The organism is Alteromonas sp. 76-1 (genome assembly GCF_900654235.1).
GTDB classification, from domain to species: Bacteria; Pseudomonadota; Gammaproteobacteria; order Enterobacterales; family Alteromonadaceae; genus Alteromonas; species Alteromonas naphthalenivorans.
Window position 1 is genome coordinate 1132819 of the sequence record NZ_LR136958.1, and the last position, 26961, is coordinate 1159779.

The window sequence follows — 26961 nt, forward strand, 5'->3', positions numbered from 1 at the left end:
CAGATGATTAGGTTTTTCTTTAAGTGTTGAGCTAGGCTACTGAAAACCTAATTCACAAAAAATTAGTTAAATTAACGAATGAATGATGAAATTAACAACTCAAAACGCATGGTAAAGCATACTAAGTGGATGCAGCATGCCCTTAGCCTAGCTGCCAAAGCAGAAGCAATGGGAGAGGTGCCGGTAGGGGCTTGTGTTGTACATAATGGTGAATTAATTGGTGAAGGGTGGAATACGCCTATTACTGATAGCGATCCTTCCGCTCATGCCGAAATGAATGCGGTAAGAATGGCGGCAAAGCATTTAAAAAACTACCGTACTACCGATGCCACGCTTTATGTCACCTTAGAGCCGTGTTCAATGTGCGCAGGAATGTTAGTCCATGCCAGAATTAAGCGAGTGGTATTTGGTGCAAGCGATGCTAAAACTGGGGCCGCAGGGTCAGTGATGAACATTTTGAAGCATCCATCACTCAATCATCAGGTAGATGTCATATCAGGGGTGTTGGCCGACGACTGTGCTGATAAGATTTCAGCATTTTTTAAACGTCGTCGAGCGCAGATAAAACTAGATAAAAAAGCCAAACAAGCGGCGCTTAAGAATTGCGGGTCAACTGAGTAAACATCTCACTGGTGACAAACAGTTTGCGGCGTTGTAGTACTTTTTGATGCATTCTTTTTAGCATCACTCTACGTCTATTATTATTTTTCAATTTTATTCCTTTCCTAAATAATTTGTTTCTTTTCATTTTGCCCTCCTTGTTAATACAAATTGGGAAATTGAATAAGGCATATTCTCATTTCATCATTTCATCATTTCTGCATTTATGCCTTAGCTAGCCGAAAAGGCTAGTTACATTCGATAGTACTTATCTTAGATGACATCAAAATGACAAAATTCAATATGGTGTCAGCTAAATTCTTCCTTGTTCATCTAGCCAAAGAAGACTGTCGTAATATCGGCGAATATTGTCAACATACTGAAGCGCTTCATCGCCCCTAGCGTACCCATAACGTGTTGTTCTGTAGTACTTCTTTTGCCTTAGCTGTGGAAGTCGTTGTTTGACGTCTACCCACAAATCTGGATTGCCGCCCTGACGCTCTGTAAGAATTCGGGCATCTTCTAAATGTCCTAGGCCAAGGTTATACGCCGCCATTGCCATCCAAGTTCTATCTGGGTCGCCAATTCTTGCAGGAATTCGTCCTAATAAGCTGGCGAAATAGCGAGAGCCACCGCGAATACTTTGTTCTGCGTCGGTACGATCTTCAACATCCCAGTCGTTAGCCGTGTCCATGGTCAGCATCATTAAACCGCGAACGCCAGTACGAGAGATTGCATCAGGATCCCAGTGGCTTTCTTGATAGCTCATTGCGGCTAATAAGCGCCAATCTAAATCGCCTGCATATTGCTGAAACATACTTTTGTAATCTTTTAACAGCGATTCGGCGGATTGATTAAATGCACGGCTGTCTACGTAGTCAAATTGCCTAATGTGACCAAAATACTTTTCTTCTAATACGGTAAACCACCCTGATTGGTGCACGGTACCAAAATATTCAATGATGGCGGCTTTAATGGAATCGTCTAACTCAGGGTTTAGCGCCCATGCCATTGGCATTTCTTCTCGTACGGTTAAGCCTACGGCCAAATTAGGGTGTCGTCTTCGTTGCAATGCAAGCCGGTTGCTATCGGCAAGCGTGTAGGCAATTTCACCTGTAGCCACTTTTTGTAGCAGTTCCTCGGCATCAGAATCTTCTGTAGTGACTAACAGGGATTCACTATCGCCGTTTAATACTGCAAGTAGCTGCGCTTGACTGCTTCCCGACACTGCTACAACAGGGTCGACGAGACTATCAAGTTCTCGAGGTCGTGTGGTGCCCGCGCGGTATACCAAGTGTTGCGCAACCGTTTGATACGCCGGTCCGTAAGTAAAGCGCATCAGTAATGCATCGGTAACCGCATCACCTGTGGCCACAATATCAAGGTTACCTTCAGCAAGTTGCTCTAACATTGCGTCGTAACTGTAGAAGGGATATAAGTCGAGGGTCACACCTAGGTAATCTGAAAAACCGGCTAATAACTCATATTCAAAACCTTGCGGGCCTTCGGCGCCATTATAATAAGTAGCAGCACCATAAAGCGTGCCCACTTTTATCGAGCCGCGCTCAATTAATGACAACAGAGCGTTCGGAACGGTAGGAGAACCACAACTTGTAGCGAAAAAGCATAATGCGATAAAAAAAGTTGTTTTTAATCGCTTTTTGTATTGTTGTAACGGCATAAACCTTTTCTTATTGTTGTAAATTGGGTTTTGAGAAAAAAAACTGCAACATAGCCTATGTTGAAGGTTACCAATAGAACATAAATCCTCTATAATCCGCGCCGAAATATTCATCAATTACAGAGGCAACGCGTCCCATTGATGCTCGTTGTTTCTGAACAACTAGGTAAAGCAATATGTTGGTCCTTCGAGGCGCTCCCGCACTATCAGAGTTTCACCAAACTAAACTGATTGCAAAGCTGGGTCAATCCGGCATTAAGGTGAAAAACCTATATAGCGAATATATTCACCTTATCGATTCAGAAGGTGAACTCTCGCAGCAGCAATTAGAAATACTTAAAAAGCTGCTTACCTACGGGCCTGCCCGACAAACCCAAACGCCAACTGGCACCTTCTTCGTGGTAACACCCCGACCAGGCACTATCTCTCCTTGGTCTACCAAAGCAACTGATATAGCAAACAATTGTAGTCTGAACACGATTAATCGTATAGAGCGAGGTTGTGCTTTTTATATAGAAGCAGAGCAGCCGCTTAGCGATGCGGACTACAGCCTTGTTGCTGCCCACTTGCATGACCGTATGACGGAAACCGTTTTTCCTGATACAGCAGCGGCAGAAGTATTGTTTGCACATACCACGGCGAAAACCTTTACTTCAGTAGCAATACTAGAAGATGGCAAACAAGCCCTGGTTGATGCCAATATTCAGCTTGGTTTAGCATTGGCTGATGATGAAATAGAGTATTTATTCGAAAGCTTTACGCGTTTGGCGCGTAACCCCACCGACGTAGAGCTTTACATGTTTGCACAAGCAAACTCTGAACATTGCCGCCACAAGATCTTCAACGCCAGTTGGACAATCGACGGGCAAGAACAAGATAAATCCTTGTTCAAAATGATCAAGAACACGTTTGAAGAGTTACCCGATCATGTTTACTCAGCCTATAAAGACAACGCTGCTGTGATGTCTGGTTGGGAAGCAGGGCGTTTCTTTCCGAACCCCCAAACGCACCAATACGAATACCATCATGAGAATATCGATATTCTTATGAAGGTGGAAACCCACAACCACCCAACGGCTATTTCGCCTTTCCCAGGTGCGGCAACCGGCTCTGGTGGTGAAATTCGTGATGAAGGTGCTACCGGTCGTGGCTCTAAGCCAAAAGCGGGTTTAGGTGGATTTAGCGTGTCTAACTTACGTATTCCAGGCTTAGAGCAGCCGTGGGAAAAAGACTACGGTAAACCACAACGTATCGTTAGCGCATTAGATATTATGCTAGATGGCCCGCTAGGTGGCGCAGCATTTAACAATGAATTTGGTCGTCCGAATTTGCTTGGCTACTTCCGTACCTACGAGCAAGAAGTGAATAGCTTCAATGGCGTTGAAGTACGTGGCTACCACAAGCCAATTATGCTTGCCGGTGGCTTGGGTAATATTCGCCGTGAACATATTGAAAAAGGCGAAATTACGGTAGGTGCCAAACTTATCGTGCTTGGCGGCCCTGCAATGAACATTGGACTTGGTGGCGGCGCCGCCTCTTCAATGGCATCAGGTCAGTCGAATGAAGATTTAGATTTTGCCTCGGTACAACGTGAAAACCCAGAAATGGAGCGTCGCTGCCAAGAAGTTATCGATGCATGCTGGCAGTTAGGCGATAACAACCCCATTCAGTTTATTCACGATGTGGGCGCGGGTGGTTTATCAAACGCATTACCTGAATTAGTTAACGATGGCGGACGTGGCGGTAAGTTCGAACTGCGTAACGTATTGTCTGACGAACCAGGTATGACACCACTCGAATTATGGTGCAACGAATCACAAGAGCGTTACGTGATGTCGGTAGCACCAGAAAATATGCCGGTGTTTGAAGCGATTTGTGCCCGTGAACGTGCACCCTACGCAGTAGTAGGTGAGGCCACAGCTGAACAAGAATTGAATGTAAACGATAGCCAATTTGATAACCAGCCTATTGATATGCCCCTTGATGTATTACTTGGTAAGCCGCCTAAAATGCATCGAGACGTTACCAGCAAGCCAGTAGAAACCACAGGTTTTGATGAAAGTGATATTACGCTAGCTGATGCGGCAACCCGCATATTATCGCTACCTACTGTGGCAGAAAAAACCTTCCTTATTACTATAGGCGATCGCTCGGTAACAGGTTTAGTTAACCGCGACCAAATGGTTGGCCCTTGGCAAGTACCTGTAGCCGATGTAGCGGTTACAGCCACGGCCTTTGATACCTACCATGGCGAAGCGATGGCCATGGGTGAAAGAACCCCAGTAGCCTTGTTATCACATGGGGCGTCAGCGCGTTTAGCCGTAGGCGAAGCCTTAACTAACATTGCCGCTGCGAATATTGGCGATTTAAAGCGGATTAAGCTTTCAGCAAACTGGATGGCGGCGGCAGGTCATCCTGGTGAAGACGCTGGTTTGTATGAAGCGGTAAAAGCCGTAGGCGAAGAGCTTTGTCCTGAATTGGGATTAACCATTCCGGTAGGCAAAGATTCCATGTCGATGAAAACCGCGTGGCAAGACGAAGGTGAAGATAAAGCGGTAACGTCACCGTTATCGTTAGTGATTTCTGCTTTCGGTGCCGTAAAAGATATTCGTAAAACGGTAACACCAGAACTTCGCACCGATAGAGGCGACAGCCAACTATTGCTAATCGATTTAGGTGAAGGCAAGAACCGTCTTGGCGCGAGTTGTCTTTCACAAGTATACGAGCAACTCGGTGACGCACCTGCGGATGTGGTTTCTGCGCAGCGTTTAAAAGACTTCTTTAATGCAGTGCAGTCGCTAATTGAAAAACAACTGGTTGTGGCTTACCACGACCGTTCTGACGGTGGACTATTCACCACCGTAGTTGAAATGGCTTTTGCAGGTAAAACTGGTGTGAGTGTTGCGCTTGATGGCATTTCAGGATCAGAAGCAGGTTCAGACTTATCCGTATTGTTTAACGAAGAGCTTGGCGGCGTACTTCAAGTGTTAGACAAAGACATCGAGGAAGTTAATGCTGTACTAGCGTCTTTCGATTTATCTGATGTTAGCCATTACATCGGTACATTGAATACTACCGACACCATTGAATTTACACGTGATAACGTGGCAGTACTAAACGATAGCCGCGTAGCCATGCGTACCACGTGGGCGCAAACTACTTTAGCGATGCAGAAACTTCGCGATAATCCTGTATGCGCTGAGCAAGAGCATGCTGCTAAGCATGACGCTGCTGACCCAGGTTTGCATGCTGCGCTTACATACGACGTAAATGAAGATATTGCCGCGCCCTATATTGTAAAAGGTGTACAGCCGAAAGTGGCTATTTTACGCGAGCAAGGCGTAAATTCGCATCTTGAGATGGCGGCGGCATTCAATCGCGCTGGGTTCAACGCTATTGATGTTCACATGAGTGATATTTTAGCCGGTAAAGTCACCCTTGATGACTTTGCAGGTTTAGCTGCCTGTGGTGGTTTCTCTTACGGTGACGTTCTTGGAGCCGGAGAAGGGTGGGCGAAATCCATCTTGTTCAATACAGTTGCGCGGGATCAATTTGCTGCTTTCTTCGACCGTAACAGTACCTTTAGTTTAGGGGTATGTAACGGTTGCCAAATGTTGTCTAATTTGAAGTCGCTCATTCCTGGCACGGAACATTGGCCACACTTTGTTGCCAACCAATCGGCACGTTTTGAAGCCCGTATAGCCATGGTAGAAGTGACTAAATCGGCTTCTGTGTTATTGCAAGACATGGCTGGTTCACGCATGCCTATTGCGGTATCGCACGGTGAAGGGCAAGCAGAGTTTGCAAGCGACAGCGCGCTTTCGTCGGTTGCATCGCAAGTGGCGCTTCGTTATGTTGATAACTACGGGCAACCCACTATGCAGTACCCTGCTAACCCGAATGGTTCGCCTAAGGGGATCACTGGCTTAACTTCAGCTGACGGACGAAGCACTATTATGATGCCACACCCTGAGCGCGTGTTCAGAGCGGTGGCAAACTCATGGCGTCCTGATGATTGGCAAGAAGATGGTGCATGGATGAGAATTTTCAGAAATGCGCGTCGCTTTGTTGGATAAAAGCGCCATTAAGCGAAGTAGAGATAAGATATTCTTATCTCTGCTTTTTCACTTAAATAAGCGTGAAATGCGTCAATAGATTGGCAAAGTGTCAAAAATTTGTACTGAGGGCTTGTCTTCGTTAGGTCGCTGATCTATTGTAGTGCAATGCAGGGATTGCAGATTGGTTACAGGAGTTTGTTAAGGGTTGTACCAACAAAATATATTGTTGGTGTTGATAACAAGAGACGACGAATGAATCGTTCATCAAAAGGGTTTGGCTTAACCGGAGTAGCCATAGCGGTTGTGCTGATGTTTGTTACTGCTGTTTTCAGCAGTTCAGCTAAATCTGCCGACGTTACTTCAACGCTAGTTGTGCAGTCTTCAGTTAAGTAGTCTGAAAGTGAAATTCTAACGCCAGTATCTGTGTTCAGATACTGGCGTTAATCACTCAGCTTTACCAATTCATTTTACCTATCTTGCGCTATTAGCCTTTTCTATTTTTCTCTCTGTTGATCAATTTCTGATCGGGATGTTTCTTCAACAATACATACGTAGCTGCAAATCCGCCGTGCATAGGCTGCGCTGTGTGGTAGGCAATGACCTCTTCTAACTCAAGCAACCAGTGATTAACAAAGCTTTTCTTGTAAGCAGGAAACGGTTTACTCTCTTCACCCTTACCGTGCTTTATTAATAATGCTCTGACACCCCGTTTATGTGAGTCGGTTATGACTTTGTAAAGCGCATCTCTACTTTGCTCAATCGTCATGCCACTGAGAGAAAGGGTTTCTTCTAATGGGTATTTACCCATGCGTAATTTTTTGAATACACCATCTTGAATACCCGGTTGTTGGAACAAAATGAATTCGTCAGGCTTTACTGGTGCTATCCCTTCTAAGCTTAGCGGGCTTTTCAGCTTTTCCCGTTCACTGCGTTGACGCGCAGCACGCCGCTTTTTTTCGGCTATCGCACTCTCTGTATCATGCAGTAATGCTTTGTTTGAAGGTTTAATAGGTTTTACATCTTGCATCTCTGCAAAGAATGAATGTAAATCATCATTTGTTTCAATATCAGTCATAATTTTCTCCCACACTCAGCGAAGCGTTACTGCCATGAATGTATTCGCTACGCCAATACTACTTTATAACGTTGGCCTGAGTGAGCACAGTCTTACTTAGAAATGAATATGGGGCTGTTTGTTTGATTTTCTACGCTCATATTTCATGGGCTGATCCTAATATCGCATCATTTTAAAAGCTGAAGTCGAGGTGGTTGTTTGCATTGTTAGCGAATGAATCTTGTACGTAGCAAATTTAGCGATGGGTTACTATTAGCGGAAGTGGCTTAAATCAACAAGGTCTAGGTGCTAGGTTTTGTGGGAAGGCGGGGAGAATGATCACACTAGGGCATGGCGATAGAGCCTCAGTTGCTTATTATGGAATGACATTTTAGATACCTAGTTAGGTAGCTTATGGGGAATAACTTAGGAAAGGCTGAACGCAACACGATTAATCTTGCTAACTACTGAAGTCGGAGTTAGCTAAGATGGCGTCCCCAGCTGGAATCGAACCAACATCTAAGCCTTAGGAGGGCCTTGTTTTATCCATTAAACTATGGGGACCTAACGTTGTGAGAAACTATTATACGTAGTTCCGTTAAATACGAAACCTTTTGATTAATCAATGAGGTGCCGAAGGTTTCCTTGGTATAGGTTTAACATATACCTGCTTGTTCGTTGTATAGAATAATTAGACGTTGTAAGCGGTGCGTTTCGCAGCTCTCTAAATAAAAAAAGGCCCTGATACAGATGTATCAGGGCCTTTATCGTTAAGCCTCTTTTACACTAAATATCCGTAGTTGGGAATTTATCAATAGCAGTTTTTAGCACATCTGACTCCGTTGGAGTGGCAATGCCAATACTGCCGTCACTCTCTTTAGAAGTATCACCAGACACCTGCCCAGACTCAGCTACCGATGTGCTATCGCTTTCAGAATCAGAAGGAATAGACTCTATCGACGGTAAAATCAAATCTTCTGGTGGAAGCTCAAGATCTACGGTATCAATCGTTACTTCGGTTTCCAGCCCGATGGTAACAATATCGTTTTCCTCTGGAAGGGTAATTATATCTTCCGGCAATGTGCTCTCAGATGTCACCACTTGAGAATCAGTGTTTAACTCGACGGTTTGTTCAGACTGCCCACTAAATTCAATAACGTTAGGCGCTTTGGGTTCATCAGTAGCTTCCGTTTCTGAGCTTTGTGATGCACTTACCGACTCCGATGAACTATTTGCCATAGTTTCAGCTGAGTTACTTGTTTCTGCTACTGGTACACCTTCGCCAGATGCCGTCACAAATACGTTAAACTCAGCCTGTTCGACAGTACCATCTGGATACTCAATACGGTAAGTAAAGGTATCTGTTAAGGTTCCACTAAATACGGCTTGCGTATTGTCCGGGGTATAAGTGTACGCGCCCGTTTCGTCAATTTGCAGCGTGCCGTAATCACCCACTAACGTAATACCGCCCGTTGGGTCTTGGAACGTTGTTCCATCAGTAGAGAGGGTTACGTCGTACGTTGAACCAAACAGTACATCGTTTTCGAACAGGTTGCCCGTGGCGGTTTGTACGCCGCTAACTTCAAACTGGTCAAGGTAATTGATGGTAGAGGATAGACCTACACTAATACTCCCTGCAACACCAATACCTGTCGTACCGCTCATGGACAGACGGTACAAGCCTTCAGTTAATCCGTTGACGGTAAGCATGGTGTCGCCATCAATGCCTAATAAGCTAACAAGCTCGCCGTTAGGGAAAACTCTGTACTCTTCCCATACTCCGTTTTCAAACTTTTCTACAGTAACAGTAAGGCTTGAAACCAGTGACAGCACGCTACCATTATCAACGTTTAACGTAATATCTTGCGTCGTGTCTGTAGCTACGGAAAATGTATTGCTGGTATCGCTAAAACTGCCACTCAAAATACTCGCTAAATAAGTGTGAGATAGTGCCCCTGGTTCATCAAGACCAACGTCCGTAACAAAGTCATAGGTCAATTCAGCACGGGCCGAGTCTACCGATACCCCTTGCCCTGATAGGTTGAAGTTTAAGTTTGCGGTAGAGGTGTTAGTCCCATCTGAAATGGTGTAGCTGAAACTATCTGTACTACCCAAGCCATCGCGCACGCCGTTGGCTACATAGGTGTAGCTACCGTCTTCAAATATAGTTAAATCGCCATAGTCACCCTCAATGGTAATGCCAGATAAACCAGTACCTAATACGGTCACCGACTCACCATTGCTATGGGTAACTTGCGTCACTACGCCGCCCTCGGCAATGCTATCGGCCACATCGCCTGTGTTAGCAGCATCGATAACATTACCTGATGTTGTCGTGCTACCTTCAAACGCATATTCAGTGAGTGTTGAAGTTATATCGGTAGATTGTAGTAAAGTGAGCGTATTGCTTAGTAATGCTGCCGCAACCGCGTCTAATACGGTATCTGCCAGTGTACCCAGCCCTAATAGATTAAGTCCTGTGGTAATGGTACTCACTAAGTCGCCTGCGCCTATGGTATCAGCGGTGCTTAAGGCTGGCTCTAGAATAAGGTTTCGTACGATCGTACCCAAACCAAGCCCGTTGAGTACACTTGCGTTAGTGCCGTTTAATGCATCTTCTACCGCAGTCAAAACATCGTCTTGGTTATCCTCGCCAAGAACGACGCCGCCATCACCTAACTCTGTTAGCGTAATCGAGCCGTCGCTATTTTGATCGAATAATGTCTCAAGGGCACTTTCATCATTGCGCACAACCACAGTGTAATTACCGGCAGGTAGCCCAGAGAATTTTGCAACCAGCGTATCGTCACCGGTTAGTCCGATAAGGTTTACACCTGCCACGTCACCTATTAACGGGTTGTCCGGCGTCATAGCTGTAGCGACCACGTTGCCATCTGCATCAATAATATCAACACGATACGCATCGGCAACGGCAACCAGCGCTGTTTGGCTGACCTCTACTACCACTTCGCCAAAGAAACCCGCGTCAACGGTAAGCGTTGTGCTAGCCTCTGGCGAACCCGCCGCGGGTGAACCTTCTGCTAAGCCAATGACTTGGAAGTCGCTGTCGGTGACTGGGGCGTTCACAATGGCGGTTTGTGCGCCCAGCTCCATATCATTGTTATCGGTTTGAGCTACTACTGGTGGGAAGTCGCTACCAGATATGGAGATGGTAAGTGCCGCAATATCAGAGGTTTCACCGTCTGATAAGGTGTAGTTAAACACTTCGTCTTTGCCAATTGCACTGCGATCGCCGTCGGCAGTGTAGGTATACGTACCGTCTGCAGCAATTTCTAGTACGCCATAATTACCTTGAATAGTAACTGTACCTGTAGCAGGAACAGCAACGCTATCACCAGATGCATTGGTAACAAGCGTCACTTGCGCGCCGTCTAAGATAGTGTCTGCGCCCACGCCACTTAAATCACCATTAATCAGGTTACCTTGCGCCACTAAATCACCCGTATAAGTGTATTCCGTTAACGTGGTGGTAATGTCAGTGTCTTGTAAAAGGGTTAAGGTATTGCTAAGCAACGCATCGGCAACAACACTTAAAATGTCATCAAGGAAGCCAGTTAAACCAATTGCATCAAGAGGCGCGGTAAGTAAATTAACAAGCTGACCTGCGCCAATGACTGTAGTCGCATCCAGAAGTGTTTCTAATACTCCCCTTACTTGCGTGCCAACCGTACCAAGTGGAATACCTAAAACGCCGGTATTTAACGTGGTTTCAATAGTATCAAGAACGACTGCTTGATTGTCGGGTCCAAGTACAACGCCAGCTGTACCAAGTTCATCAAGGTCAACATCGTTACTATTGTCGTTGTCTAACAAATCTTCAAGTAAGTTCTCATCATTGCGGACCACCACACTGTAGTTGCCAGCATCAAGACCTGCTAACGTGAACGAAATGGTCTCGTCGCCGGTAACATCAAAAATGTCTAGGCCACCGACATCGGCAAGTTGTGAATCTGCGCTTACTCCTTGGTAAACAAGCTGACCGCTCTCGTCATACACCTCAACAATGTAAGCATCGGCAACAGCAACCAGTGCTATTTGGTCAACTTCTACTAACACTTCACCCACATGGTTAGGGGAAACGGTAAAGGATGCACTTGCATCGACACCACCTGTAGACTCAGCCAAGCCGATAACATCTACGTTGCTGGTGGTCTCTGGCGGGTTTACCGTCACCACAGGCTCACCCATATCAATGGCATTGCCGTCGTTTATAGCATCAAGCGCTTGTACAACTACGTTTTGGCTAGCGGTACTTGCCGAGTTACCGGCATCGTCGGTGACGGTTGCCACCACCGCATAGGTACCCGCTGATAGCGTTGTGCCCGTTAAATCTAGGCTCCAGTTGCCGCTGCCATCAATAGTAAGTTCAGGGTCAGTGCCAAAGGTATAGTCAGTTCCATCTACAGTTACGGTTAGTGTAGCGTTGTCACCAAGGTCGACGGTGCCATTGAATATTAATGTACTATCGCTAGTGACAAAGTCTCCAGTCGTCCCTGAATCATTGCTGATACTATCGAAGGTAACGGTTTGCCCGTTGTTGTTTCCGTCAATACTGGTATCGATAACAATTGAACCTGTAGCTGAGTCAGAATTACCTACAGCATCTGTAGCGGTAACTGTTGCCGTATAATTACCTTCAGCGAGTAATGCGACAATATTGTCAGCTAATATCCAGGTACCGTTACCATTATTGGTAGCGGTGTAGTCATTCCCGTCAATAGTGACCACCACAACCGCGTTCGGGTCGTTCACTGTACCGGTAAGCTCCGGCGTGGTGTCGTTGGTGGTTAGATCGTTTATTGCAACCGTAGGCGCAGTGGTATCAATTACCACTGTACCTGTATTGGTGACAATATTACCCGCGGCGTCTGTCGCGCTTACCGAAGTGGGGTAGCTACCTTCAGCAAGTGTGGCGACTACGTCATCGGCTAGTGTCCATGTACCGTTACCATTATTAGTAGCGGTGTAGTCGTTGCCGTCAATCGTCACCACTACAATCGCATTCGGGTCGTTCACCGTACCGGTAAGTTCCGGGGCAGTGTCGTTAGTAGTAAGATCGTTAATGGCTACCGTAGGTGCAGTGGTATCAATTACTACAGTACCTGAGTTGGTAACCGTGTTGCCTGCGGCATCTGTCGCGCTTACCGAAGTTGGGTAGCTACCTTCTGCAAGCGTGGCGACTACGTCATCGGCTAGTGTCCAAGTACCGTTACCGTTATTAGTAGCGGTGTAGTCGTTGCCGTCAATGGTCACCACTACAATCGCATTCGGGTCGTTCACTGTACCGGTAAGCTCTGGTGTGGTGTCGTTGGTGGTTAGATCGTTAATGGCTACCGTAGGTGCAGTGGTATCAATTACTACAGTACCTGTGTCGGTATCGGTATTACCCGCATCGTCAGTTGCAGTAACAGATGTTGGATAACTACCTTCCGCGAGTGTAGCAACTACGTCATCGGCCAGCGTCCAGGTACCGTTACCATTATTGGTGGCGGTGTAGTCAACGCCGTCGATGGTTATTACTACAGTAGCCGTTGCGTCATCAACTGTACCCGTTAGTGCAGGCGTAGTGTCGTTGGTCGTTACATCATTAATGGTTACTACAGGTGCTACTGCGTCTACCGTATCAGACGCAGGTGCGCTGGTATTGCCAGCGTCATCTGTGGCGGTTGCTGAAACTACAACGCCATCTGCCAATGGTGTATCTGGCGTAATACTCCAATTGCCGTCGCCATCAGCGGTGACGGTGAAATCAGGTGTGCCGTCGCCATCTACATCAACGCTAACTAACGCACCTGCTTCGGCAGTGCCTGTGATCTCAGTGCCGTTACCGGCATCAACTGTGGGGGCTGTAGGTACAGTGGTATCAATCACTACTGTGCCTGTATTGGTGCTGACGTTACCGTCAGGGTCGGTTGCCGTAACGGTTGCGTTATAGCTGCCTTCGGCGAGTGTGGCTACTGCGTCGTCAGCTAGCGTCCACGTGCCGTTACCATTATTAGTGGCGGTGTAATCAATGCCGTCGATGGTGACCACAACGGTAGCTGTCGCGTCATCAACCGAACCCGTTAATGCCGGCGTAGTGTCGTTGGTCGTTACATCGTTAATGGTTAATACAGGTGCTACGGTGTCTACTGTGTCAGATGCAGGTCCACTGATATTGCCCGCTTCATCTGTAGCGGTTGCCGTTACGACAACACCATCGGCAAGCGGCGTATCTGGCGTGACTACCCAGTTACCATCACCATCAGCGATAACGGTGAAATCTGGCGTACCGTCGCCATCTACGTCTACATTCACAGTAGCGCCAGCTTCCGCAGTGCCTGTGATCTCGGTGCCGTTACCGGCATCAACTGTGGGGGCTGTAGGTACAGTGGTATCAATCACTACTGTGCCTGTATTTGTACCAACATTACCCTCTGGGTCGGTTGCAGTAACGGTTGCGGTATAGCTACCTTCAGCAAGAGCAGCCACGGCATCGTCAGCCAGCGTCCAAGTGCCATCACCGTTATTGGTGGCGGTATAATCCACACCATTGATGGTAACAACCACCGTGGCCGTTGGGTCGTCCACCAAGCCAGTAAGCGCCGGTGTTGTGTCGTTAGTCGTTAAGTCATTGAAGGCTACGACTGGCGCTGCCGCATCAACCGTATCTGAGGCTGGATTGCTAATGTTACCCGCTGCGTCAGTCGCCGTTGCTGTCACTACAACGCCATCCGCGAGCGGTGTATCAGGCGTAATACTCCAATTGCCATCGCCATCAGCAGTGACGGTGAAATCTGGGATACCATTACCGTCTACATCAACATTGACTTCGCTGCCTGCTTCGGCGGTACCGGTAATTTCGGTGCCGTTGCCCGCATCCACAGTTGGTATTGCAGGTGGTGTAGTATCAATAACTACAGTACCTGAATTTGCACCTACATTACCATCGGCATCAGTGGCAGTAACGGTAGCGGTATAGCTACCTTCAGCAAGAGCAGCCACGGCATCGTCAGCCAGCGTCCAGCTTCCATCACCATTGTTAGTCGCGGTGTAGTCCACACCATCGATAGTGACTACTACAATAGCGCTTGGATCATCAACCGTACCAGTTAACTCTGGCGTAGTGTCATTAGTGGTTAGGTCACTGATGGCAACGACTGGCGCAATAGCGTCTACCGTATCTGACGCTGGTGCACTGACATTGCCTGCTTCATCTGTGGCAGTAGCCGTCACTACCACACCATCGGCAAGCGATGTAGCTGGCGTGACTGACCAGTTGCCATCGCCATCCGCGATAACGGTGAAATCTGGCGTACCGTCGCCATCTACGTCTACATTCACGGTTGCGCCTGCTTCTGCCGTACCCGAAATTTCATTGCCATTACCTACATCGACAGTAGGAGCTGCAGGTGCTGTGGTATCAATTACCACTGTACCCGTATTGGTACTGACGTTACCGTCAGGGTCTGTGGCTGTAACCGTCGCGGTGTAGCTTCCTTCAGCCAGAGCCGCTACTGCATCATCAGCCAGAGTCCAAGTACCGTTACCGTTATTGGTGGCGTTATAATCTATACTATTAATGGTAACGACGACTGTGGCGGTTGGGTCGTCCACCGAGCCAGTAAGTGCAGGTGTGGTGTCGTTAGTCGTTAAGTCATTAAAGGCAACCACTGGCGCAACAGCGTCTACCGTGTCAGATGCTGGACCACTAGTATTGCCTGCTTCATCGATAGCCGTTGCCGTTACAATCACGCCATCTGCTAGCGGTGTAGTGGGTGTTACTGACCAATTACCATCGTTATCAGCGGTCACCGTAAAATCAGGTGTGCCATCTCCGTCTACGTCAACATTCACCACGGCTCCCGCTTCGGCAGTACCGGTAATTTCGGTACCATTGCCTGCATCGACAGTAGGTGCAGCAGGCGCAGTAGTATCGATAATTCCACCATTCTCATTTGCAGTTGCCGTATTGCCCGAAGCATCAGTGGCAGTTGCAGTGACAGAATAAACACCTTCAGATAAGGCCGCTGGCACATCTACAGAGAAGGTCCCATTGGCTTGAACAATGGCGTCAAAGGTTTGCGTATTACCAACATTATCGGTAACGCTGATGGATACGGTGCTGCCTGGTGCAATATCTGTAGTTCCAGTAATTGTTGGGGTTGTATCGTTTCCTGTACTAAGCGAGTCCAAGGTTAAGTTTGGTACGGCCGTATTGATGTTTCCGCTGGTAGTATCAGACGCTGAGTTTCCAGCGGTATCAGTGGTGGTAGCGGTAACATTGAAGTTACCGTCTGCCATCGCATTGGGCACGTCGGCGCTGAAATCACCGTTGCTATCGACAATAGCCGTAAATGTCTGTTCTGCTCCTGCGCTGTCGGTGACGGTTATGGTCACTGAACTGCCAGGGCTTAAATCGGTGCTGCCAGTAATTGTTGGCGTGGTATCGTTACCTGTGCCTTGGGCATCTAAGTTGATAGTCGGCGCGGTAGTGTCTACGCTCCCGTTTGTTTCAGTGGTGGTAGTCTCATTGCCAGCAGTATCTTCGGCAACCGCCGTGACGGTATAGCCTCCCTCAGCCATTGGATTAGGCACATCGGCCGAGAAACTGCCGTCTCCCTGAACGGTAGCATCGAAGGTCTGGCTTACGCCTGCATTATCGACAACGGTAATCGTTACCGTGGCGCCTGCAGGCAGGTCACTATTACCCGATATAGTCGGCGTTGTGTCATTCTCTGAGTCTAGTGCGTCTAATGATAGGGTAGGGGCTGTTGTATCAATAACTCCCGTATTGTCTACAACACTGGTGCTATTACCTGCATCATCACTCGCGGTGGCCTCAACGCTGTAAGCGCCTTCTGCTAAAGGCACGGGCACATCCACCGTAAAGTCTCCATTTACATCAACAGTCGCTGTGATGGTTTGGACATTTCCTGCGTTGTCAGTTACCACAAGGGTAACTTCACTACCTTGCGCTAGGTTAGTGCTACCAGACAGAGTAGGCGTCGTGTCGTTGCCTTCCTCAAGTGGGGTTAACGTCAACGACGGCGGTGTAGTGTCTATGTTTCCAGTATCACTCGCTGTCGCTGTATTGCCTGCATCATCGTCGATTGTAGCGCTTACCGTGAAGTCGCCTTCAGCTAAATTGGTACCCGGGGATATAGAGAAGGACCCATCGGCCTGTACGACTGCACTTAAGGTCTGGGTCGCACCAGCACTATCGGTTACCAAAATGGTGATTACAGAGCCTGCAGGTTCATCGGTTGAGCCTGTAATAAGCGGAGTAGCGTCGTTAGTGGTATCGGCAACATCTATAGTCAATGTAGGTACAAGTGTATCAACTACGCCTGCTTCATTATCTGTTGTACTGTTTCCTGCTGTATCGGTGGCGGTTACTGAAACAGTGAAGTTTCCTTCAGCCATCGCAGCCGGTACGTCGGCAGAGAATACGCCGCCCGCCGCAACCAGTGCAGAGAACACCTGGGTATTACCCGCGCTATCAATAACGGTTATCTGCACTGTAGCACCTTGCGGTAAATCTACAGTACCGCTTATGGTTGGGGTCGAGTCGCTAATTGTGCCTGGGTCGTCCAGCGTAATAACAGGTGAAATTGTGTCGATTACGCCGGTTTCAGCGTCGGACGCTGTATTGCCAGCCTCATCAACAACCGTTGCTTGAACCGTGTAGTTACCCTCCGCCAAAGTGGCAGGTACCTCTACACTAAAGGAATCGTCGCTTTGCACCGTTGCTGACAAGGTTTGTACATTTCCAGCATCGTCCGTCACTGTAATAGAAACCGTGCTTCCAACAGGTTGATCTGTGGTACCGCTAATTGTTGGCGTTGCATCATTGCCAATTCCCAGTTCTGTCACATCAATAGTCGGTGAAGTGGTATCTATCACACCGCCAGTTTCGGAATCAGAGCCTGTATTACCCGCGCTGTCATCCACCTCTGCGACAACTGTGTAGCTACCCTCGGCTAAGTTTGACGGTACGCTAGCGCTGAACGTGCCATCTCCTTGTACTGTTGTAGTAAAGGTTTGAACCGCCCCAGCACTATCTGTCACTGTTAAAGTGACTACGGCACCAACCGGCGCGTTAGTTGTGCCTGAAATAAGAGGCGTAGCGTCGTTTGTCTGGCCAAGGGCATCTAGCGTAATGTCAGGTGCGCTCGTGTTAACATTCCCGCTATCCGTTACCGTCGTGCTATTGCCCGCAGCGTCATTCGCACTAGCTGTTACATCGTAATCGCCATCAACAAGCGCGCTGGGTACTTCAACTGAGAAAGAGCCATCCGCGTTTACCGTAGCAGTAAGGTTCTGTACATTACCGCCTGCATCGGTGACAACTAGCGTAATGGTTGCTCCCTCTGGTAAGTCGGTGGTGCCGCTCAAAATTGGCGTTGCGTCATTGCCGCTGGCCACCGGGTCTAAGTTGATAACAGGTGGGGTGGTGTCAATAATACCGTTGTTATCAATCGCTGTGTTTTGATTACCTGCATCATCAGTCGCCGTCACTTCTGCGGTGTAATCGCCTTGTGCTAGGTCAACCGGCACATCAGCGCTAAAGCTACCGTTCACTTGAACTATGGCGGTGAAGGTTTGCGTATTGCCTAGGCTGTCAGTCACGCTAATGTTTACTGTGTTGCCCGCAGATAAGTCGGTAGTTCCCGAGATAGTCGGCGTAGCGTCGTTAGTCAGGCCTTGTGCGTCTAGCGTTATCGTTGGCGCTGCTGTGTCTATGACACCGCTGTTATCTATTGCCGTTGCAGAATTACCCGCATCGTCAGTAGCAGTAACGGTTGCGCTGAAACTGCCTTCAGCTAAATCGGCGGGAACATCAGCACTGTAAGTGCCATCGTTTAGCACTGTGGCTGTGAATGTCTGGGTGTTTCCAGCGTTGTCTGTCACGCTTATGCTTACCGTATCGCCAGCATTGAGGTCTGTGGTGCCAGAGATAGACGGTGTTGCATCATTACCAAGCCCTTGCGCATCAATGGTGATTGATGGGGCCGTTGTATCTATGTTACCCCCATTTTCAGTTACCGATGCACTGTTGCCTGCGCCATCTGTGGCGGTTGCCGTAACAGAATAGTCACCTTCAGGTAAGCCTGCAGGGACATCAGCAGTAAAGCTACCATCACCTTGTACTGTGGCCGTGAATGTTTGCGTGTTTCCAGCACTGTCGGTGACGGTTAGCGTTACCGTGCTACCTGGTGCTAAATTGGTATTACCTGAAATGGTCGGTGTGGTGTCGTTATCTGACTCTAATGGTTCAAGCGATAAGGTCGGTGCTGCTGAGTTTATATCCCCACTTATTGTATTTGTAGCGGTATTGCCCGCAGCATCAGTAGCGGTTGCAGTGATGTCAAAGTTTCCATCAGCCATAGGGTTAGGCACATCTGCACTGAAGTCGCCGTTATCATCTACGGTTGCAGTAAACGATTGCTCAGTGCCAGCGCTATCAGTGACTGTGATAGTCACTGTACTTCCTGCGTCCAAGTCTGTGCTACCGCTAATAGTTGGTGTGGTATCGTTTCCAGTGCCAAATGGATCTAGGGTAATTACTGGCGCTGTGGTATCTACGCTACCACCAGTTTCAGAAGCAGAACCTTGGTTGCCTGCCGGGTCTTGAGCCGTTGCTATGACGGTATAGTCACCTTCAGCTAATGGTGAAGGTACATTGGCTGCAAAACTGCCGTCGGTTTGTACCGTTGCCGCAAAGGTTTGCGTGTTACCTGCACTGTCGACGACTGTCAGTGTAACAATTGCGCCAGCCGGAAGGTTTGTGATACCGGAAATGGTTGGCGTTACATTATTTTCTGGCGCTAATTCATCTAGGTTTAGCTCAGGTGGCGTTGTGTCGATATTCCCCGAATTATCGAGTATCGATGTGCTGTTACCTGCTTCATCAGTGGCTGTTGCTTCAACACTGTACGAACCTTCAGCCAGTGCCGCGGGTACCTCAACCGTAAAGTTTCCTGCAGCATCAACCGTTGCCGTGACCGTTTGAATGTTGCCTGTACTATCCGTGATAACCAAGGATACAACGCTACCTTCAGCTAGATCAGTGCTACCCGACATGGTTGGCGTTGTGTCATTGCCTAGCCCTTGAGGGTCTAACGTTAAGGTAGGCGCTGTGGTGTCAATGGTGCCCGCTGCACTGGCTGTCGAACTGTTGCCTGCCTCATCCGTAGCTGTTGTGGTTACGGTATAGTCACCTTCGGTTAGCGCAACAGGCACATCCACACTGAAGTTGCCGTCTGCATCAACCGTTGCCGTAACAGTTTGGGTATTTCCTGCATTGTCGGTAATCGAAAGTGTAACGCTCTCGCCTGCTGCCAAGTCCGTAGTGCCCGAAATGGTAGGCGTTGTATCGTTATTTGAACCCAGCGTATCTAGCGAGATAACAGGGGCGACGGTATCGACGATACCGTTATTATCAGTGACAGAAGCACTATTGCCATTGCTGTCAGTGGCGGTAGCTGTTACTGAGTAATCGCCCTCGGCAAGTGGCGCGGGGACATCAGCACTGAAATTACCGCTTGCATCAACCAGTGCTGTAAAGGTTTGCGTGTTGCCTGCACTGTCAATGACGGAAAGCGTAACGGTTGAACCCTCGGGTAGGTCAGTCGTACCCGATATGGTTGGAATAGTATCGCTAACTGTAACTTGAGCCTCTAGCGTTAGTGCAGGAGCGCTGGAATCTAGCGTACCGGTATCAGAGGTGGTGGTTGTATTGCCTGCATCATCTGAGGCACTTGCTGTTGCCGTGTAGCTGCCATCCGGTATAGCGTTTGGAACATCCGCGCTGAAGTCACCATTCGCATCCACAATGGCGTCAAAGGTTTGTGTATTGCCTGCGCTATCAGTAACGGTTAATGTTACCGTGCTTCCTGGTGCTAAATCAGTGTTGCCCGATATGTTAGGCGTTTCATCGTTGCCTGTACCTTGCGGATTTAGCGTAAGCAAAGGGGCAGTGGTGTCAATATTGCCACCATCTTCAGATGTGGTTGTTGAGTTACCAGCATCATCTGTTGCAGTGACTTCTACGCTGTAGTCGCCTTCAGGCAATGGAGACAATGCCTCTGTAGCAAAGTTGCCATCGGCATCAACCAATGCGTTTATGGTTTGTGTGTCGCCATTACTGTCAGTTATGTTGATCACAACAACAGCGCCTTCGGGTAAATCTGTATTACCTGAAATAACCGGCGTTGTGTCATTACCTGAGTTTAACGGATTAACGTTGACAACAGGCACTTGCGTATCAATGTTTCCATTTGCCTCGTTTGCCGTTGCGGTGTTGCCTTGCGCATCGCTTACTGTTGCCGTAACGGTAAAGTCGCCTTCAGCTAAGGCTGCAGGCACATCGGCGCTAAATGTTCCGTCTGCTTGTACTGCGGCTTGGAAACTTTGCGAGTCACCAGTGGCGTCAACTACCGTAATAGTGACAAGAGTGCCAGGGGCTACATCGGTAGTACCTGAGATAGTAGGGGTTACGTCGCTGGTAGAGACTTGCGTGTCAAGCGCTAGCAGCGGCGCTTGGCTGTCTACATCGCCTGTTGTATTGGCATTTGCGGTATTGCCTGCACTGTCAGTTGCACTGGCGGTAACAGTAAAGTCGCCGTCAGCTACTGCGTTTGGCACATCTACACTAAAGCTACCATTTGCATCGACCAAGGCATTGACAGTTTGTGTATTTCCAGCGCTATCAGTCACGACAAGCGTGACTGTGCTTCCTCCTGGAAGGTCAGTGGTGCCTGAAAGCGTAGGGGTGGTGTCACCCGTGCTTCCCGGGTTTTCAAGGGTTAGCGCTGGCGCAGTAGTATCAATGGTGCCGCCATTATCGGTCACCGTTGTGGTATTGCCATCACTGTCAGTTGCGCTGGCGGTAACTGTGTAAGCGCCATCAGCGAGTGGGGTGTTTACATCTGCATTGAAGGTGCCGCCGGCGCCTACTGTCGCGGTAATAGTTTGCGTGTTACCTGCGCTATCCGTTACGGTTAACGTTACCGTACTACCTTCAGGTAAGCTGCTGGAACCAGAAATAGTGGGCGAGCTGTCATTCGTCTCGCCTTGTCCATCTAGCACTAATGTAGGTGAATTGGTGTTAATGTTACCGGTTGCGTTATCTGAAGCTTCATTGCCTGCTTCGTCCTCAGCCGTGGCAGTAACAGTAAAGTCTCCATCAGCCAGCTCTTGTGGTACGTCGACAGAGAAGTTGCCGTTTGCATCGACCAAGGTATTGATAGTTTGCGTGTTACCTGCGCTATCGACTACCGTAAGCGAAACAACACTTCCTTCCGGTAGATCGGTGCTGCCCGATAAAGTCGGTGTGGTATCGTTGCTAGACCCCACTGGGTTTAGAGAAAGGGATGGTGCTGTTGTATCGATAATGCCGCCGTTCTCTGTCACGCTAGCAGTATTGCCATTCTCATCGACAGCGGTTGCTGTGACGGTGTAGTTACTTTCTGCCAATGCGCTAGGTACTTCAGCGCTAAAGGCTCCGTTTTCATCAACAAGGGTTTCAATGGTTTGCTGATTACCTAAGCTATCAGTAACGACCAGTGTAACCGTACTACCTTGTGGTAAATCAGCCGTGCCACTAATTAATGGCGTGGTATCGTTGCCAATGTCTTGTGGATCAAGCGATAGCGTTGGTGCTGCGGTATCAATATTGCCCTGTGTTGACGCAGAGTCTTGATTACCCGCATCGTCAGTGACTGTTGCGGTGATGGTAAAGTTGCCGTCGGCAAGCTCTGCTGGTACATCGACTGAGAAGGTCCCATCGTTTTCGACTACAGCGATAAAGGTTTGCGTATTTCCTGCACTGTCTGTAACTGTGATTGATACGTTGCTACCAGGTGCCTGATCTGTGTTACCAGAAATGGTTGGCGTAGCATCATTAGTGCTGCCTTGAGCATCTAAGTTAACTAGGGGGGACGTAATATCAATATTACCGCCGGTTTCCGTTGTTGTTGCCGAATTGCCATTTGCATCGGTTGCCGTAGCAGTAACGCTATATTCACCTTCCGCTAACGGGTTGGGCACATCAACACTGAAGTTACCCGAACCGTCGACAGTAGCCGTAAATGTTTGTGTATTGCCAAGCGCGTCAGTAACACTCATTGTTACAGTGCTGCCAGTGGGCAAATCGGTAGTACCCGAAATGGTAGGAGTGGTGTCGTTGTCATCCCCTAGTGGGTCAAGCGTTAAGGTTGGCGAATTGGTATCCACACTGCCTGTTTGTGCCGTTGAAGCACTATTTCCCGCTGCATCGGTTGCTGTTGCTTCAACTGTATAGTCGCCGTCAGCGAGCTCAGCAGGAACATCTGCACTAAATTCGCCGTTAGCGTCTACTGTGGCGGGAAAGGTTTGGCTGTTTCCTGCACTGTCAGTAACGGTAAGTGTAACTGTGCTGCCCGCTTCTAAATTCGTTGAACCGCTAATCGAAGGTGTCGTGTCGTTACTTGTACCAAGTTGCTCGAGTGCAATCGTAGGTGCTTGGGTATCGATGTTACCGCCATCTTCAGTAACGATAGTCGTATTGCCTGCATCGTCTGTAGCACTGGCTTCTACGGTATACTCACCCTCAGTAAGCGGTGTTTGCACGTCGACGTTGAAATTGCCGTCATCATTAACGATTGCATCGATGGTTTGTGTGTTGCCCGCACTGTCGGTAACCACAATAGTTACCGTTGAACCAGGCGGTAAATCGGTAGTACCAGAAATCGTTGGCGTGGTGTCGCTGCCGTCAGTTTGTGGGTCTAGAGAAAGCGCTGGTGCGGTAGTGTCTATATTGCCACTGTTGTCGACAGCGTAAGTTGTATTACCCGCTGCATCAGTTGCTTCGACAGAGACCTCATAGTTGCCCTCTGCTAGCGCTTCATCCACATCGGCGCTGAAACTTCCATTTTCATTAACAACGGCGGTGACGGTCTGCGTATTACCCTGACTATCGGTGACGGTAATAACGACTTCGCTGCCAGCTGGTAAATCTGTATTACCCGAGATAGTAGGTGTTGTGTCGTTAGCATCAGATTGCGGATCGATATTCACAACCGGTGGGGTGGTATCAAGTACAGTGGTGGCCGTGGCAGTTGAGCTATTACCACTTTCGTCTGCCACCGTCACTTCAATGTCGTATTCACCCTCTTCAGCGCCTGGAGGAAAGGCTACATTGAAGTTGCCATTCTCATCTGTTGTACTTGTTATTGTCTGGCTGTTGCCGTCGCTATCGGTGATAACAACCACTACCTCTGAGTTAGGTGCGTCTGATGAGCCCCCGATGCCCTCACTACCGTTGGTAGGAGAACCGGTTTCAATAACGACATTCGGGCCTTGGGTGTTGATAACCGCATCGATAGACGTTGAAGAGGTATTGGCCGCTACATCAGATACAGTAGCGGTTACAGTAAAGTCACCGTTTGCGAGTGCTTGCGGAACTTCAGCACTAAAGCTACCGTCTTCTTGCACAATTGCATTAATGGTTTGCGTAGTGCCGTCTGAGTGTACGATATCTAGCGTTACCACCGCACCTGGTTCTGCATCAGTGTCGCCATTTATCACTGGCGTGTCATCATTCGTTGAACCAATGGGTTCAAGGCTGATCACCGGCGCTGTGGTGTCTATTTCACCCGTTACTGTGGTGGTAGAATTATTACCTGCTGGTGTCGTAACAGTAACGTCAACCGTGTACTCACCTTCGCTAAGCTCCGCTGGTATATCTTCGCTGAATGTGCCGTCTGCGCCTACAGTGGTAACTATTGTTTGTTCGTTACCCTCGCTATCTGTAACAACAATGACCACTTCACTGCCAGGAGGCGCATCAGTCTCACCAGACACGTTGGGCGTTGTGTCGTTCGTTGGCGCAGGTTGGTTCACGGTCGTCGAAGGACTCGTAGAATCGTAATCGCCGCTTGCTGTTGCCTGCGCTGTGTTACCCGCACCATCGGTTACCTCGGCAGTCACGCTGTATGTACCCTCAGCCACCGCATTTGGAACTTCAACAGTAAAAGTTCCATCGGCTAGTACGGTGGTAGAGAAGGTTTGAGTAACGCCTGCACTATCTGTAACGCTAAGTGTGATTGTGCTTCCTGGCACCGCATCGGTTAAACCAGAAAGGGTGGGTGTAGTATCGCCATTTATTCCAGGATCGTTCAATGAGACAGTTGGCGCCGTCACGTCGATAGCGCCTTGTGCTTCGACACTAGCCGTATTTCCTGCTTCATCTGTTACGCTGGCGTTAACCGTAAATTCACCTTCAGCTAATTCAGCCGGTACGTCTGCGCTGTAAGTGCCGTCTGCTTGAACAATAGCAGTCACGGTTTGCGTATTGCCCGCGCTATCGGTAATGGTTAACGTAACCGTGCTGCCTGGCGCAGCATCAGTAGTACCTGAAAGCGTAGGCGTGGTGTCATTGTCAGTGCCTTGTGCATCTAACGAAATTACCGGTGCGGTAGTATCAATTTCACCAATATTGGCATCGGTGGCAGTATTGCCTGCCGCATCGGTAACGCTGGCCTCAACGGAATATTCACCTTCCGCTAATGCAACAGGCACATCTACAGAGAAAGTGCCGCCAACTTGCACGGTGGTGGTAAGCGTCTGTACGTTACCTGCACTGTCAGTCACCGTTAGCGTCACGGTCGAACCCGGCGCGGCATCAGTAGTACCTGAAAGCGTAGGCGTGGTGTCGTTGTCAGTGCCTTGTGCATCTAACGTAATATCGGGGGGAGTCGTATCAATTTCACCGGTATTGGCATCGGTGGCAGTATTGCCTGCGGCATCGGTAACGCTGGCCTCAACGGAATATTCACCTTCCGCTAATGCAACAGGCACATCTACAGAGAAAGTGCCGTCAGCTTGCACGGTGGTGGTAAGCGTTTGTACGTTACCCGCACTGTCTGTCACCGTTAGGGTCACGGTCGAGCCCGGCGCGGCATCAGTAGTACCTGAAAGCGTAGGCGTGGTGTCGTTGTCAGTGCCTTGTGCATCTAACGAAATTACCGGTGCGGTAGTATCAATTTCACCAGTATTGGCATCGGTGGCAGTATTGCCTGCGGCATCGGTAACGCTGGCCTCAACGGAATATTCACCTTCCGCTAATGCAACAGGCACATCTACAGAGAAAGTGCCGTCAGCTTGCACGGTGGTGGTAAGCGTTTGTACGTTACCTGCACTGTCAGTCACCGTTAGCGTCACGGTCGAACCCGGCGCAGCATCAGTAGTACCTGAAAGCGTAGGCGTGGTGTCATTGTCAGTGCCTTGTGCATCTAACGAAATTACCGGTGCGGTAGTATCAATTTCACCAATATTGGCATCGGTGGCAGTATTGCCTGCCGCATCGGTAACGCTGGCCTCAACGGAATATTCACCTTCCGCTAATGCAATAGGCACATCTACAGAGAAAGTGCCGTCAGCTTGCACGGTGGTGGTAAGCGTTTGTACGTTACCTGCACTGTCAGTCACCGTTAGCGTCACGGTCGAACCCGGCGCAGCATCAGTAGTACCTGAAAGCGTAGGCGTGGTGTCATTGTCAGTGCCTTGTGCATCTAACGTAATATCGGGGGGAGTCGTATCAATTTCACCAATATTGGCATCGGTGGCAGTATTGCCTGCCGCATCGGTAACGCTGGCCTCAACGGAATATTCACCTTCTGCTAATGCAACAGGTACATCTACAGAGAAAGTGCCGTCAGCTTGCACGGTGGTGGTAAGCGTTTGTACGTTACCCGCACTGTCTGTCACCGTTAGGGTCACGGTAGAGCCCGGCGTTGCGTCAGTGGTACCGGATATCGTCGGGGTAGAATCGTTATTAAGAGGAACAGCGTTGAGTGTAATGGTAATATCTGTGGCTTCGTCACCGCCGTTACTAAACTGTTCTGACGTTATCCCTTCGTTACCGTTGGCACCTTGCTCAAATTCAAAAGCGACAGGGTCTACAGTTTCATTGATCCTGTCTACTCGAACAAAGTTACTTCCTCCTGCACCGCCACCACCATCTAAACCAGCAGCGGTTGCTTCTAACGACTCCAAAATATCGTCATCGCCAGCAAGTACGTCTAAAAAATCTTGGTCGAGATCTTGGCTATCTCCAGTTTGATCAAGCAGGGCGTTAAGACCTTCAAGGCTTTCGTCAAAAGCGGCGAATTCGTCATCGCTGTCGACATCTGTAAAGTCTAATTGAAAGGGAAAGGTAACTGTCTGCCCAGCGGGCAATTCTCTCACAATGCCGTCTATACTGACACGCACTGAATTGCCATCGGGTATTATAAGGCTGTCGCCCTCAGATAAAACAGTATTTTCACTTACAGCGTATTGCTTGCCTGTTTCAGACCGCTCTACCAATACTTCACCGTTAACGTCGACAACAATTACATCGGCCATTTTAAACCCTTTTTATCAATCACTGAATTTCTATACCTTAAGCCTAGCAGTGAAAATAAAATTGGTTACCGGACCGTGGTACAGGTAGTGGTATACCTTCGTCGAATCTCTAGGTACTTCCCCCTAATTTATTAATTTTAAGACAGAATTAGACTTTTGTTGGTTGGCAGAAGTTT

At 48.6% G+C, this 26961-nt stretch carries 6 protein-coding genes and 1 tRNA gene; 3 read left to right on the forward strand and 4 right to left on the reverse strand.

Features of this window, described 5'->3' with window-relative positions:
- Positions 1-78 precede the first annotated feature (78 nt).
- Complete coding sequence (tadA, locus tag ALT761_RS04740; protein ID WP_129736967.1) at positions 79-621, forward strand: tRNA adenosine(34) deaminase TadA; 543 nt, start codon at positions 79-81, stop codon at positions 619-621.
- Positions 622-913: 292 nt separating this feature from the next.
- Here the strand turns inward: tadA and mltF are convergent, their stop codons facing one another.
- Complete coding sequence (gene mltF / locus ALT761_RS04745; RefSeq protein ID WP_129736969.1) at positions 914-2281, reverse strand: membrane-bound lytic murein transglycosylase MltF; 1368 nt, start codon at positions 2279-2281, stop codon at positions 914-916.
- A 176-nt stretch (positions 2282-2457) separates the two neighbouring features.
- Here mltF and purL point away from each other — a divergent pair, with 176 nt between their 5' ends.
- Positions 2458-6357, forward strand: coding sequence for a phosphoribosylformylglycinamidine synthase (purL, locus tag ALT761_RS04750; RefSeq protein WP_129736971.1), 3900 nt, complete (start codon positions 2458-2460; stop codon positions 6355-6357).
- Positions 6358-6591: 234 nt separating this feature from the next.
- Positions 6592-6732, forward strand: coding sequence for a hypothetical protein (locus ALT761_RS20580; protein WP_013785166.1), 141 nt, complete (start codon positions 6592-6594; stop codon positions 6730-6732).
- 91 nt (positions 6733-6823) lie between these two features.
- On the opposite strand, the gene smrA is transcribed toward ALT761_RS20580, so the two are convergent.
- The 3 genes from smrA to ALT761_RS04765 form a co-directional block, all read right to left on the reverse strand.
- The gene (smrA, locus tag ALT761_RS04755) at positions 6824-7414 is read right to left on the reverse strand and encodes a DNA endonuclease SmrA (RefSeq protein WP_129736973.1); all 591 of its coding nucleotides are present in this window, start codon (positions 7412-7414) and stop codon (positions 6824-6826) included.
- 468 nt (positions 7415-7882) lie between these two features.
- Positions 7883-7957, reverse strand: a tRNA-Arg gene (locus ALT761_RS04760).
- Between the two features lie 222 nt (positions 7958-8179).
- The gene (locus tag ALT761_RS04765) at positions 8180-26785 is read right to left on the reverse strand and encodes a BapA/Bap/LapF family large adhesin (RefSeq protein ID WP_129736975.1); all 18606 of its coding nucleotides are present in this window, start codon (positions 26783-26785) and stop codon (positions 8180-8182) included.
- Positions 26786-26961 lie beyond the last annotated feature (176 nt).